Below are 12,405 nucleotides of genomic sequence, written 5' to 3'. Positions count from 1 at the left end.
GGTGTGAAGGAGGTCGTGTCATGAGGATCGCCCTGGTGTCGGAGCACGCCAACCCCCTCGCGGCCGTCGGCGGCGTGGACGCGGGCGGGCAGAACGTCCACGTCGCCGCCCTGGCCGCCGCCCTCGCCGAGCGGGGCCACGAGGTCACCGTGCACACCCGCCGCACCGCGCCCGACCAGCCGGAACACGTCTCCGCCGGACCCGGGCTGACCGTCGAGCACGTCCCCGCCGGGCCCGCCGAGGACCTGCCCAAGGACGAGCTGCTGCCGTACATGCCCGCCTTCGGCGCCCATCTGGCGCGGCGGTGGGCCGAACGGCCACCCGACGTGGTCCACGCCCACTTCTGGATGAGCGGGCTGGCCGCCCTCGCCGCGGCGCGGGACCTCGGCGTGCCGGTCGTGCAGACCTTCCACGCCCTGGGCGTGGTCAAGCGGCGCTGGCAGGGCCCGGCCGACACCAGCCCGCCCGGACGCGTCGCCGCCGAGACCGACATCGCGCGCCGGGCGCACGCGATCGTGGCGACCTGCCGCGACGAGGTGAGCGAGCTGCTGCGCATGGGCGTCGGCCACGAACGGATCGCCGTGGTGCCCTGCGGGGTGGACCTGGAGCTGTTCCGCCCCGACGGGCCGGTCGCCCCGCGCGGCCCGGCGCCGCGGGTGCTCTGCGTCGGCCGGATGGTCCCCCGCAAGGGGCTGGACACCGTCGTGCGGGCGCTGTGCCGGCTGCCGGACGCCGAGCTGCTCATCGTCGGCGGCACGCCGCGCGACGACGAGGCGGTGCGGCTGGCCGGCCTGGCCACGGCCTGCGGGCTGACCGGCCGGGTCCACCTGCTGGGCAGCGTCGGCCGCGCCGAGGTGCCGGCCCTGATGCGCTCGGCCGACGCGCTGGTGACCGTGCCGTGGTACGAGCCGTTCGGGATGGTCCCGGTCGAGGCGATGGCCTGCGGGGTGCCCGTGGTCGCCTCCTCGGTCGGCGGACACCTCGACACCGTCGCCGGTTGCGGCGTGCTGGTGCCGCCCCGCGACCCGCGGGCCCTGTCGCGGGCCCTGCTCGACGTGCTGGGCCGCCCCGAGCTGCGGGCGTCGCTCGCCGAGGCCGGCCGGCGGCGCGCCGTCACCCGGTACGGCTGGCCACGGGTGGCGGCCCGCACCGAGTCGGTCTACCTGGACGTCCTCGCGGGCCGCGGGGCCCGGGTCGCCGTGGCGGGGGGATGACCGTGCACCCGCACCTGTCGCGCCTGCGCACCGCGCTCCGCGCGATGGACGCCGACACGGCGACGATCTCCGTGTGGGGCCGCAAGCTCGCGGCCGTGCTGGGCGGCGGCGGCAGGCTGCTGGTCTGCGGCAACGGCGGCTCGGCGGCCGAGGCCCAGCACCTGACCGCCGAGCTGGTCGGCCGCTACCGCGCCGACCGGGAGCCGTACGCGGCGATACCGCTGCACGCCGACACCTCGGCGGTGACCGCGATCGGCAACGACTTCGGCGCCGATGAGGTCTACGCCCGCCAGGTGCGGGCGCACGGCCGCCCCGGCGACGTGCTGATGTGCCTGTCCACCAGCGGGCGCAGCCCGAACGTGCTGGCCGCGGCGCGCGCCGCCCGCCGGACGGGCATCGCGGCCTGGACGCTGACCGGCCCGGCGCCCAACCCGCTGGCCGCTCTGTGCGACGAGGTCCTGGCGGTGCCCGCCGGGGACACCGCGACCGTGCAGGAGGTGCACCTCGCGGTGATCCACATGCTCTGCGACGCGGTGGAGGACGCGATGGAGGAGGCGACCGGATGATCGCACGGCCGATCGTCGTCATCGGGGACACGCTGCTCGACGTGGACGTCGAGGGCGACGCCGAACGGCTGTGCCCCGACGCCCCCGTGCCGGTCGTGGCGGGCAGCCAGGAGCACCGCCGCCCCGGCGGGGCGGGGCTCGCCGCGGTGCTGGCCGCCGAGGGCGGCGCCGAGGTGGTCCTGGTCGCCGCCTTCGGCGACGACCACCCCGGACGCTGCCTGCTGGGCCTGCTGTCCGGCCGGGTAGAGGTGGTACGGCTGCCGCTGCAGGGCACCACGATCACCAAGACGCGGGTGCGGGCCCGGGGGCAGACCATGCTGCGCGTCGACACCGGTGACGGCCGGGCGGACCCGGCCCTCGACGCCCGCCGGGCCGGGCAGATCGAGTCGCTGCTCCGCGGCGCGGGCGCGGTCCTGGTGTCCGACTACGGCCGCGGCGTCGCCGAGGTCCTGGGCCCCTTCCTGCGCGGGGCGGCCGTACCGCTGGTGTGGGACCCGCACCCGCGGGGGCCGCTGCCCCCACCCGGCTGCACGCTGGTCACCCCGAGCGAGTCCGAGGCCCGGACGCTGAGCGCCCAGCCGCGCCTGTCACCCGACCGGATGGCCCGCCACCTCGTCAGGACGCTGCGCGCCGAGGCGGTGGCCGTCACGCTGGGCGGGGAGGGCGCCGTGCTGGCCCGGCGGGGCGGCCGGTCCACGCGGATGCCGCCGCCGGTGTGCTCGACGGGTCCGGACGCCTGCGGCGCGGGCGACCGGTTCTCCGGGGCCGCCGCGCTCGCGCTGGCCTCCGGCGCGCCGGTGGAGGAGGCCGTCGGGACCGGCGTCGCCGAGGCCGCCCGGTTCGTGGAGAACGGCGGGGCGGCGATGGTGCGGACGCCCGCGCCCGCGCCCGGGGACCGGCCGCGCACGGCCCCGGAGGTGGCCGAGGTGGTCCGGGCCACCGGCGGGCGGCTGATCGCGACGGGCGGCTGCTTCGACCTGCTGCACGCCGGGCACGTCAGCCTGCTGCGCCGGGCGCGGGCGCTGGGGGACGCGCTGATCGTGTGCGTCAACTCCGACGCCTCGGTGCGGCGGCTGAAGGGCCCGGGGCGGCCCGTGGTCGGCCAGCGGGACCGGGTGGAGGTGCTGCGCGCGCTGCAGTGCGTCGACGCCGTGGCCGTGTTCGACGAGGACACCCCGGTGGCGATGATCGAACGGCTCCGCCCCGACGTGTGGGTCAAAGGCGGCGACTACACGGCGCTGGACCTGCCCGAGGCCGAGACCGTCCGCTGGACCGGTGGAGAGAGCGTGATCCTGCCGCTGGTGTCCGGCCGGTCCACGACCAATCTGATCGCGGCCGCGAGGGCGGCCAGGTGACCGAGGGGGAACGTCGATGCTGGGGAACGTCCTGATCACCGGTGGATCGTCCGGGCTGGGCCGGGCCGTGGCCGAGGCCGTGGCCAAGGAGGGCGGCCGGCCGCTGGTCGTCGACGTCCGCCCGCCCGGGAACGGCGTGGACCACGTCCTGGCCGACGTGGCGGACCGCGACCGGGTGGAGCGGGCGGTGACCGAGCTGGCCGGGACGGCCGGAGGTCTCGACGGGGTCGTCACCGCCGCCGGCATCGACGCCTGCGGCCGTCTGGAGGACGTGTCCGCCGCCGCCTGGGAGAAGGTCGTCGCGGTCAATCTGCTCGGCACCGCCGCGACGATCCGCGCGGCCCTGCCCCACCTGACCGCCTCCGGCGGTCGGATCGTCACCTGCGCCTCCACGCTGGGCCTGCGCGCCCTCAGCGACGCCACCGCCTACTGCGCCTCCAAGTTCGGCGTGGTCGGCCTCACCCGCGCCCTGGCCGCCGAGCTCGCCGGGCAGGTGGGCGTCACCCTGCTCGTCCCCGGCGGCATGCGCACCCACTTCTTCGACGACCGTCCCGACCGGTACAGGCCCGGCCCCGACGCCGGGCTCAACGCCCCCGAGGACGTCGCGGCCGCCGTGGTCTTCGCCCTGTCCCAGCCCGCCGGCTGTGAGATCCGCGAACTCGTCGTCTGCCCCGCCACGGAGACCTCATGGCCGTGACCGGCGCCGGCCACCCGGCGAGCCCGGTGAGCGCGGACGAGGCCCGCCCCGGCACCCGGCACGAGCCCGGCACCCGGCACGAGCCCGGCGCCGGAGCGGGCACGCCCGCGGACCGCGCCGCGCCCCTCCCCGGAGACGTCCCCGGCGGCGCCGCCGGGGACGGGCGGCCGGTCATGGTCGTGCTGCGCGGTCTGGGCCTGGGCGACCTGCTCACCGCGGTTCCCGCCCTGCGCGCCCTGCGCCGCGCCTTCCCCGCCCACCGCATCACCCTGGCCGCCCCCGCCCCGCTGGCGGGCCTGCTGCCGCTCATCGGTGCCTGCGACGACCTGCTCGACGTCACCGGACCCGGTCCCGTCCCCCTCCACCGCCCCGACCTGGCCGTCAACCTCCACGGCAGCGGTCCGCAGAGCACCGTCGCCCTGCTGGCCACCCACCCCAGGCGGCTGATCAGCCACGCCCACCCCGGTCTGCCCCTCCTGTCCGGCCCGGCCTGGCCTGCCCGGTCGCACGAACGCGTCCGCTGGTGCGACCTGCTGACCTGGCACGGCATCCCCGCCGACCCCACCGACCTGGCCCTGAGGCCGCCGACCACGGCCGGGCACGCCCCGGGCGGATCCGCCCCGGCGGAACGGCCGACCCCCTCCGGCCCGGCCTCCTCCGGTCCGGCCCCCGTCATCGTCCACCCCGGGGCCGCCCACCCCGCCCGGCGCTGGCCGCCGGACCGCTTCGCCGCGGTCGCCGCCGCGCTGCACCACGCCGGGCACGACGTGCTGGTCACCGGGACCGCCGCCGAACGCGGCCTCGCCCGGCGGGTGGCCGCCGCGGCCGGCCTGCCGGACGAGGCGGTGACGGCGGGCCGTACGGACGTCACCGGACTGGCCGCGCTGGTCGCCTCCGCCCGGCTCGTCGTCTGCGGCGACACGGGGGTGGCGCACCTGGCCGGCGCGTTCGGCACGCCCTCGGTCGTGCTGTTCGGCCCGACGCCGCCCGCGCTGTGGGGACCGCCCGAAGGACCCCACGCGGTCCTGTGGCACGGCGACCCCGGCCGCCCGCCCGGCGACCCGCACGCCGGCCGTCCCGACCCCGCCCTGCTGACCATCGGCGTCGAGGAGGTCCTCGACGCCGCGACCGACCTACTGGAGGTGACCGTCCGATGAACACCCGACGCGCAGTCGTCACCGGAGGCGCCGGCTTCCTCGGCTCCTACCTGTGCGAACGCCTGCTGGCCCGCGGCGCCACCGTGATCTGCATGGACAACTTCCTGACCGGATCGCCGCGCAACGTCGACCACCTCCTGGGCCGCCCCGCCTTCCGGCTGCTGGAATGCGACCTGACCGGGTTCGTCCACGTCCCCGGCGACGTCGACCTCGTCCTGCACCTGGCCTCGGCCGCCTCCCCGGCCGACTACCTGCGCCACCCCATCGAGACCCTCAAGGTCGGCAGCCTGGGCACCCTGCACGCCCTGGGCCTGGCCCGGGAGAAGAACGCCCGCTTCGTCCTGGCCTCCACCAGCGAGGTCTACGGCGACCCCCAGCAGCACCCGCAGACGGAGACCTACTGGGGCAGCGTCAACCCCGTCGGCCCCCGCAGTGTCTACGACGAGGCCAAACGCTTCGCCGAGTCCCTCACCACCGCCTACCGCAACACCCACGGCACCGACACCGGCATCGTGCGGATCTTCAACACCTACGGGCCCCGCATGCGGCCCCACGACGGCCGGGCCATCCCCACCTTCATCCGCCAGGCCCTGTGCGGCGAACCCCTCACCGTCACCGGCGACGGCTCCCAGACCCGCTCCATCTGCTACGTCGACGACACCATCGAGGGCATCCTCGCCCTGGCCGACAGCGACTTCCCCGGTCCGGTCAACATCGGCAACCCCACCGAGATCACCATGCTCGACCTGGCCCGCACCGTCATCGAGCTGACCGGGTCGGCCTCACCGATCCGCTTCATCGACCGCCCGGCCGACGACCCGGCCGTGCGTCGCCCCGACACGACCCTGGCCGCCACCCGCCTGGGCTGGCGGGCCGAGGTCGGCGTCACCGAGGGCCTGCGCCGCACCATCGCCTGGTTCGAGGCCGAACTCCGCCGCACCGAGGAACTGGTCGGCTGACAGTCGCCCATCAGGGGCGCGAGGATCAGGGGGTCTCCCAGACGATCTCGCCGTCCACGGTGGCGGGGGTCGGGGTGAGGCCGGCGTGGCGGGCCACGGCCGCGGAGGCGGCGTGGCCGGGGTGGATGGCGGCGGCGAAGGAGTGCACACCGTGTTCCCGCAGCCAGGCGACCATGGCGGTCGCGGCCTCGGCCGCCAGGCCCCGGCCCTGCCAGGGGGTGCCGACGACCCAGGCCACCCAGGTCCGGCCGGGGGTCACGGTGGCCTGGACGTAGCCGGCCAGGCGGCCGTTCTCCGTCACGCGGATCACCCAGTTGAGCCAAGCGTCGTCGCCGCCGGGCGGTCCGGCGACCATGCGGGCGTAACGGTCGCGCAGTTCCCCGGCGGTCGCGGGGGAGCCGCCGGTGAACTCGTGCAGGGCGGGGTCGTCCAGCGCCTCGGCCATCTCGGCGGCGTGCTCGACCGCCAGCGGGAGAAGGGTGAGGCGCGCGGTCGCGATCACTTCGGCGTTCATGGGCGGCGAGTGTCCCACGATCCGTGGCCGCCGGTCGATCGGAACACCGCCCGGCGAGGCCGGTCAGGGGCGGCCGGGCACGTGGTCGGCGGCGCCGGGGGCCAGGACGTGCTCGATGACCATGACGGCGGCGCCGATCACCCCGGCGCGGTCGCCCAGGTCGCTGGCGGTGATCGTCAGGTGCTGGGTGGCCAGGGGCAGGGACCTGCTGTAGATGACCTCGCGCAGACCGGCGAGGATCTGCTCCCCGGCCTCGGCCACGTCGCCGCCGACCACGATCACCGAGGGGTTGAAGAAGTTCACGATCGAGGCGAGGACCTCGCCGATCTCCCGGCCGGCCTGGCGGATGAGCTGGACGGCCTGGGTGTTGCCGCTCCGGACGAGCCGGACGATGTCGCGGCCCCCGGTCGCCTCCACGCCGGCCTCGCGCAGCCGGGCCGCCACGGCCGCGCCGCTCGCCACGGCCTCCAGGCAGCCGCAGTTGCCGCAGCGGCAGACGACGTCGAGGGTGGGGGAGACCTGGATGTGGCCGATGTCGCCGGCCGCGCCCTGGGCGCCCCGGTGCAGGCGGCGGTCGCTGATGATGCCGCAGCCGATCCCGGTGCCGACCTTGACGAAGATGAGGTGGTCGGCCTCGGGGCGGGCGGCCCAGTGCTCGCCCAGGGCCATGATGTTGACGTCGTTGTCCACCAGGACGGGCGCGCCCAGCCGCTCCCCGAGCCACTCCGGGACGGGGAAGCCGTCCCAGCCCGGCATTATCGGCGGATTGACCGGCCGTCCGGAGCTGTGCTCCACCGGGCCGGGCAGGCCGACCCCGATGCCGCAGACCTCCCCGGTGGTGTGGCCGCTCTCGGCGAGCATCTCCTCGAAGGTCCGCTGGAGCCAGTGAAGCGTCTCCTCGGGTCCGCGGTCTATCGGCACCTCCGCCGCGCGTTCGGCGAGGACCTCGGTGCCGAGGTCGGTGACCGCGACCCGGGCGTGGGTCGCGCCGAGGTCGGCGGCGAGGACGACGCGGGCCGAGCGGTTGAAGGTGAAGGCGACGGCCGGGCGGCCCCCCGAGGAGATGGCCTCCTCGGCCGGGACGACCCACCGCTGGCTCACCAATGCGTCGAGACGCTGCCCGAGCGTCGATCTCGCCAGGCCGGTGAGCTGCACCAGCTCCGCCCGGGTGCGGGCCTGACCGTCGCGCAGGATCTTCAGCAGCGCCCCCGCGCCCGCGTCGGGACCGTTCGCCTCGCTCGGCATGCGCACAGTCAACACTCCTCGTTCACGCGTGGCCGCGGCGACTTACGCCCACTCTTCCCGTCATTATGCCCAAATGATCGCTACTTTTGTACGGCTCTCGCCATAAGAGGGGCGTACGGCGGCCTCAGGAGGCGGAGGCGATCTACCGGCCCGTTCTGTTCGGCCGGACGGCGGAAGGCGCGGGAGGGCGAGCCTCGCTCCGGAGCCGCTGACCGAGCGTGACGAAAACCGTCTCCGCCGTCATTCTCCGCTACCGGATGGTAAGTCGGCCGGATCAATGGTTTCCCCTTTCCTGAGAAGGACGCCGATTTCCGCTCCGGTCCGGGTGGAATCCCAGTTGTACGCCGTCTCCGCGCCGTCGGGAGAACCCCGGCGGCCGGCCCGGCGCCCCGTCGGTCCGGGCGCCGCCCGGGCGTGACCAACGGATATGGGGGGTCACATGATCAGGATCAGTTACGCTCTCGCCGCCGGCATCGTGGCGGGCTCCGGCCTTGTCGTCCCCGCCGCCCTGGCGGCCCAGTCCGCGGCGGCGGGCACGGCCACCGCCCGCGTGGCCGTCGGCGAGCCCTTCCAGCGGTACGTAGCCGGTGACGGTGACGACGGCGGCGGGTACGGCAAGCGCGAGAACGGCTACGAGGGCCACCGCTGGGACAAGGGCCAACATTGGGATAAGAGCCACCACGAGAACATGGGCCACAAGAACATGGGCCATGAGAACGAAAGCGAGAAGGGTTACGAGGGCGAGAAGAACTACGAAGGCGAGAAGAACTACGAAGGCGAGATGCCTTACGAAGGCGAGAAGGGTTACGAAGGCGGGAAGAACTACGAAGGCGAGATGCCTTACGAAGGCGAGAAGGGTTACGAAGGCGGGAAGAACTACGAAGGCGAGATGCCTTACGAAGGCGAGAAGGGTTACGAAGGCGAGAGCGGTTACGGAGGCTGACGACACGCTCCTCGCTGCCGCGCGGCCGGTCCGGCCGGCCGCGCGGCCCCGCGTCAGGGGGCGCCGGGCGGACGCGGGGCCCGGCGGAAGAAGGCCGCCACCGCGTAGGGGTCGACCGGGTCGGTCAGCAGCGCCAGCATCTCCTCCCGCCGCTCCGGGGCCACCTTGAACGGGTGGCCGAAAACCCGCGGCCCCCGGCCGTCGCCCAGCAGCCGGGTCAGCATCAGGTCGCCGGGCACGGCCTGGCGCGACAGCAGCTCGTCGGTCACCGTCACCGGCCCGTCCCCCCCGGGTCCGGCGTCGCGCAGGGTGACCTCCTCCCCTTCGACGCCCAGGACCTCCCACAGGCGCAGCGGCGTGCGCCGCCAGGACTCCAGCAGCTCCACCTCGTCGTCGCGCAGCCACACGCCCCGCGCGTCCAGGAACTCTCCCACCACGTCGTTCTCGAACAGCGCGAGGTCGGCCAGGGCGGGCTCGGCCACCCGGACGCTCAGCGCCACCAGGTCGTCCACCAGGCGGCGGCGGGCCGGTCGGTCACCGTACGCGACGAGCCGCCGGAACAGGTGCTCCGCCCGCGCGGGCAGCGGGTCGCCGGGGTCGGTGCGGCAGGCGGCGTACTCGGCCGCGTCCCGCTCGGCCGGCGCGAGGCCGGGCGCCAGGGACAGCGCCTCCCCGACGAGCCCGGCCGCCTCGAACGACCGCCCCTCGCCCTCGGCGGAGCGGGCGGCCAGCAGCAGCGCGGCCGGCTCGGTGCGGGGGAGCGCCTCCAGCACCCGGGGGGAGAGGGGCTCGCGCTCGACCTCGTCGGCGATCCGCTCCAGCACCTCCGGCGAGCGCGACAGGTACGTGACGGCCTTCGACAGGTCCGCCCCCTCGTCGTAGGTGCGCAGCGCGCTGCGCGACAAGGTCAGCCGCATGATGTCCAGCGGCGAAAGGCCGGCGACCGACCCGGTGTCCCAGGGGGTGCCCACGACGCCCACCCGGCCGCCCCGCACCTCCAGCGAGGCCCCCCGCAGCAGCGGCGCCAGCGGAGGGAGCGGGTCGGCGAAGGTCTCCGGGGCCCTGGCCAGCAGCTCCAGCACCACCGCGTCGATCGGGACGCCGGGGGAGGGCTCGATCCCCTCGGCGAAGGAGCGCAGCGCGTCGAGCGCCCGCTCGCCGAACTCCTGGGCGACGAGCATCGCCCGGTCGGCGGGGAAGGAGTCGAGCTTCACGGTGGACGGCTCCAGCCGGCCGTCGCGCAGGCGCAGCGCGACGACGTCCTCGGCCGCCACGTCCGCCAGCCAGCCCGCGGGCCCGGCCAGGAACGGCCCGCCCTCCTCGGCCACGGTGCGCACCCGGCCGCCGCCGGCGAGCGGCAGCCCCTCGCCGTCGGCCAGCCGCGCCCACAGCCGCAGGTCGTCGGCGGCGGCCAGCCGGCCGGCCGCCAGTTCGGCCCGGGTGGCCAGGTGCGTCAGCACCGCGCCCTCGCACAGCGTCAGAACCTCGCTCATCCGACCATTGTGGTCGACCGTGCCGGACGCCGTGACACGCCCGGTCAGGGAATGGTGCCGAAGCGCGGGTTGCGGCTCAGCCAGGAGGCGTAGCAGGTGTTGCGCCGTACCGCGTCGGCATGGGCCGCCTTGGCGTACTCGGCGACCGAGTCCGCGACCCGCGCGGGGGCCGCCTCCGGGTGCCAGCCGAGGATGTGCCGCCAGCGCAGCGGCGCGCCGGCGAGCGGCACCGCGGTCAGCCCCGGGGTCGGCTGGAAGGTCGCCTGGCACAGTACGGCGGCGCGGCCGACGGAGGCCAGGTGCAGGCACGTGGCCACGTCGGTCTCGTAGATGGTCAGGGGCGTGAAGCCGGCACGGGCGCAGGCGGCGGCGAAGCAGTCGCCGAAACACCCGTCGCCGGGGGCGACGGCCCACCGCTCGTCGGCCAGCTCGGAGAGCTCCACCTCCGCGCGCCCGGCCAGCGGGTGGTTTTCGCCGAGCAGCACGAAGACGGGGTCCAGCCCGATCGTCCGCCACATCACCGGCCCCTCCAGGGGCGGTGGGCTCTCGCCGCAGGTGCCGACGACCGCGAAGTCGAGGCGGCCGAGCGTGACCATCGTGGCGAGTTCCCTGGCCGACCACGAGGTGCAGGTGCTGACCGGTGTCGAGGGCCACTCGGTGGCCAGCCGGTCGACCAGGCCGCCCAGGACCGGCCCGTTGGTGGCGCCCAGGCGGTAGCTGGGCGCGGTGCCGCCGGCGTTGGCGAACCGCACCGCCTCCTCCTGGAGTTCGCGGGCGGCGGGCAGCAGGACTTTCGCCCTGGCAAGCACCAGCTCGCCGAGAGGTGTGGGTCGCGCGCCGGTGTGGTCGCGCCGGAACAGGGCTCCCCCGAGTCCTCGCTCTATCCGCTTGAGCTGGGCGGTCAGCGCCGGCTGGGCCAGCCCGAGGTGGGTCGCGGCCTTGGTGACGCTCCCGGCCTCGGCGACCGCCCGCACGATCCTGAGGTGTCGAAGCTCGAGGTCCATACCGGGACGGTAAAGCGACGGCGGTATACCCGCAATGTAGCGAAGTCATGAAATCTGACGGAATTTAGTGAAATCGGGTGTGGGCGAGATCGTCAGCGCGGGACGGGAGGGGAGAGAGGAAGGTGAGGGAGGGCGGTGACGGGGTAGGCGAGTCCCTATGACGATGGGAATCGACCCGAAGGACCTCTCCGAGGAAGACCTGCTCCGCGAGCTGCGGCACATGCACGAGACGCGGACGGAGACGCTCATGCACGGATCGGACGACGCGCTGGCGAACCACACCGTGCGCACCGGGGAGCTGGAGCAGGAGTACCTGCGCCGCCACCCCGAGCGCGACGTCGACCCGGAACGGCTGCGCGAGGGCGCCCGGCAGCGGTGACCGTACGGCCGGCCCCCGCCGCGACCGCGCGCCGCGGCGGGGGCCGGTGACGTGCCCGGCCTCCGGCCCCTTCACAGAACTTTCGTCCATACGGCTCCCCGGTCTTCCGCCGCGCCCGATCCGCGCCTACTTTCGAGGCAGGATCCGGCCGGCGGGAGGCCTCTGTGCGCGTGCGGCGATGGAAGGCGCTCTGCCTCGTGGTCGCGTGGTCGTCCCTGGCCGCGGTGGCCGGCCCGGCGAGCCCGGCCGCGGCGGCGCGGAGCACGGACGACATGGGCCAGGACGTCTCCACGGCGGTCTACGTCGTGGACAGCTACTGGCGGACCCACTGGTCGCGGTTCTTCACCGGCAAGTACGTCCCCCCGGCCGTGTACGGCGGCTACCGCAGGGGCGTGACGAAGCCGCCGCTGTGCGGAGGCCGGCGCCTCGGCTACGACAACGCCTGGTACTGCATCGAGGACGACTACATCGCCTGGGACCTCGACCTCATGGCGCAGGGCTACCGCATCGGCGACGCGTGGGTGTACCTCGTCGTCGCCCACGAGTGGGGCCACGCCGTGCAGGCGCGGCTGCGCGACTCGCTGGTGATGTCCACCTACGAACTCCAGGCCGACTGCCTGGCCGGCGCCGTGCTGTACGGCGCCGCGGCCGACGGCGTGCTGCGGTTCGAGCGGGGCGACCTGGAGGAGATCGCCGAGATCCACCGGAGGCTGGGCGACGAGACGTCCTGGACCGACGTGACCGACCACGGCACCGCCGCCCAGCGCACCTCCTCCTTCAACCGCGGCGCGAGGTACGGCGTGCGCGGCTGCCTGCCCTGACACCGCGCCGCCGTACGGCCCTGCCGCGCCGGACCCGCCGCCCGCCGTGTGACCGGCC

13 protein-coding genes are annotated in these 12,405 nt (G+C 75.3%); 9 read left to right on the top strand and 4 right to left on the bottom strand.

The features are described from left to right. The first annotated feature begins 20 nt into the window (after nucleotides 1–20). Genes HDA43_RS05875 through HDA43_RS05850 form a run of 6 tightly spaced genes read left to right on the top strand, consistent with a single transcriptional unit; the run spans nucleotide 21 to nucleotide 5,948 of the window. Nucleotides 21–1,214, top strand: a complete 1,194-nt coding sequence (locus HDA43_RS05875; RefSeq protein ID WP_179818698.1) for a glycosyltransferase — start codon at nucleotides 21–23, stop codon at nucleotides 1,212–1,214. A 2-nt stretch (nucleotides 1,215–1,216) separates the two neighbouring features. Then, entirely contained in the window at nucleotides 1,217–1,780 is a 564-nt protein-coding gene (locus tag HDA43_RS05870; RefSeq protein WP_312873382.1) for a D-sedoheptulose-7-phosphate isomerase, read from the top strand. Next, nucleotides 1,777–3,135 carry a D-glycero-beta-D-manno-heptose 1-phosphate adenylyltransferase gene (gene rfaE2, locus HDA43_RS05865; RefSeq protein WP_179818696.1) on the top strand — a complete coding sequence of 453 codons (1,359 nt, stop codon included), beginning with the start codon at nucleotides 1,777–1,779 and terminating at the stop codon, nucleotides 3,133–3,135. Before HDA43_RS05870 ends, rfaE2 begins: the two co-directional genes overlap by 4 nt. A 16-nt stretch (nucleotides 3,136–3,151) precedes the next feature. Next, a complete protein-coding gene (locus tag HDA43_RS05860; protein WP_179818695.1) occupies nucleotides 3,152–3,832 on the top strand; it encodes an SDR family oxidoreductase in 681 nt (226 codons plus the stop codon). Then, nucleotides 3,823–4,989, top strand: coding sequence for a glycosyltransferase family 9 protein (locus HDA43_RS05855; RefSeq protein WP_246423911.1), 1,167 nt, complete (start codon nucleotides 3,823–3,825; stop codon nucleotides 4,987–4,989). Before HDA43_RS05860 ends, HDA43_RS05855 begins: the two co-directional genes overlap by 10 nt. Beyond that, nucleotides 4,986–5,948 (top strand): UDP-glucuronic acid decarboxylase family protein, encoded by a 963-nt coding sequence (locus tag HDA43_RS05850; protein WP_179818694.1) that lies wholly within the window; start codon nucleotides 4,986–4,988, stop codon nucleotides 5,946–5,948. The genes HDA43_RS05855 and HDA43_RS05850 overlap by 4 nt, the downstream gene beginning before the upstream one ends. A gap of 25 nt (nucleotides 5,949–5,973) precedes the next feature. Here the strand turns inward: HDA43_RS05850 and HDA43_RS05845 are convergent, their stop codons facing one another. Both HDA43_RS05845 and HDA43_RS05840 read right to left on the bottom strand, forming a co-directional pair. Then, the gene (locus tag HDA43_RS05845; RefSeq protein WP_179818693.1) at nucleotides 5,974–6,462 is read right to left on the bottom strand and encodes a GNAT family N-acetyltransferase; all 489 of its coding nucleotides are present in this window, start codon (nucleotides 6,460–6,462) and stop codon (nucleotides 5,974–5,976) included. Between the two features lie 63 nt (nucleotides 6,463–6,525). Continuing rightward, a complete protein-coding gene (locus tag HDA43_RS05840) occupies nucleotides 6,526–7,707 on the bottom strand; it encodes an ROK family protein (protein WP_179822836.1) in 1,182 nt (393 codons plus the stop codon). A 439-nt stretch (nucleotides 7,708–8,146) separates the two neighbouring features. Here HDA43_RS05840 and HDA43_RS05835 point away from each other — a divergent pair, with 439 nt between their 5' ends. Beyond that, complete coding sequence (locus tag HDA43_RS05835) at nucleotides 8,147–8,650, top strand: hypothetical protein (protein ID WP_179818692.1); 504 nt, start codon at nucleotides 8,147–8,149, stop codon at nucleotides 8,648–8,650. 53 nt (nucleotides 8,651–8,703) lie between these two features. On the opposite strand, the gene HDA43_RS05830 is transcribed toward HDA43_RS05835, so the two are convergent. Continuing rightward, complete coding sequence (locus HDA43_RS05830; protein WP_179818691.1) at nucleotides 8,704–10,143, bottom strand: hypothetical protein; 1,440 nt, start codon at nucleotides 10,141–10,143, stop codon at nucleotides 8,704–8,706. 44 nt (nucleotides 10,144–10,187) lie between these two features. Next, nucleotides 10,188–11,147: a LysR family transcriptional regulator gene (locus HDA43_RS05825; protein WP_179818690.1), complete on the bottom strand. Its 960-nt coding sequence runs from the start codon at nucleotides 11,145–11,147 to the stop codon at nucleotides 10,188–10,190. 157 nt (nucleotides 11,148–11,304) lie between these two features. On the opposite strand from HDA43_RS05825, the gene HDA43_RS05820 reads away from it, so the two are divergent. Then, nucleotides 11,305–11,526 (top strand): DUF6158 family protein, encoded by a 222-nt coding sequence (locus HDA43_RS05820; RefSeq protein ID WP_179818689.1) that lies wholly within the window; start codon nucleotides 11,305–11,307, stop codon nucleotides 11,524–11,526. Nucleotides 11,527–11,690: 164 nt separating this feature from the next. Continuing rightward, the gene (locus HDA43_RS05815) at nucleotides 11,691–12,347 is read left to right on the top strand and encodes a neutral zinc metallopeptidase (RefSeq protein ID WP_312873035.1); all 657 of its coding nucleotides are present in this window, start codon (nucleotides 11,691–11,693) and stop codon (nucleotides 12,345–12,347) included. Nucleotides 12,348–12,405 lie beyond the last annotated feature (58 nt).

Origin of the sequence: Streptosporangium sandarakinum, from assembly GCF_013409935.1 — a bacterium.
Classification (GTDB): Bacteria; Actinomycetota; Actinomycetes; order Streptosporangiales; family Streptosporangiaceae; genus Streptosporangium; species Streptosporangium nondiastaticum.
This window is presented reverse-complemented; position numbering and strand designations above follow the sequence as displayed.

Coding starts and splice junctions, on each gene's coding strand:
- HDA43_RS05820 (WP_179818689.1), top strand. CDS start 11,305: ATGACGATGGGAATCGACCCGAAGGACCTCTCCGAGGAAGACCTGCTC.
- HDA43_RS05845 (WP_179818693.1), bottom strand. CDS start 6,462: ATGAACGCCGAAGTGATCGCGACCGCGCGCCTCACCCTTCTCCCGCTG.
- HDA43_RS05840 (WP_179822836.1), bottom strand. CDS start 7,707: ATGCCGAGCGAGGCGAACGGTCCCGACGCGGGCGCGGGGGCGCTGCTG.
- HDA43_RS05850 (WP_179818694.1), top strand. CDS start 4,986: ATGAACACCCGACGCGCAGTCGTCACCGGAGGCGCCGGCTTCCTCGGC.
- HDA43_RS05875 (WP_179818698.1), top strand. CDS start 21: ATGAGGATCGCCCTGGTGTCGGAGCACGCCAACCCCCTCGCGGCCGTC.
- HDA43_RS05830 (WP_179818691.1), bottom strand. CDS start 10,143: ATGAGCGAGGTTCTGACGCTGTGCGAGGGCGCGGTGCTGACGCACCTG.
- HDA43_RS05855 (WP_246423911.1), top strand. CDS start 3,823: ATGGCCGTGACCGGCGCCGGCCACCCGGCGAGCCCGGTGAGCGCGGAC.
- HDA43_RS05825 (WP_179818690.1), bottom strand. CDS start 11,147: ATGGACCTCGAGCTTCGACACCTCAGGATCGTGCGGGCGGTCGCCGAG.
- HDA43_RS05835 (WP_179818692.1), top strand. CDS start 8,147: ATGATCAGGATCAGTTACGCTCTCGCCGCCGGCATCGTGGCGGGCTCC.
- rfaE2 (WP_179818696.1), top strand. CDS start 1,777: ATGATCGCACGGCCGATCGTCGTCATCGGGGACACGCTGCTCGACGTG.
- HDA43_RS05860 (WP_179818695.1), top strand. CDS start 3,152: ATGCTGGGGAACGTCCTGATCACCGGTGGATCGTCCGGGCTGGGCCGG.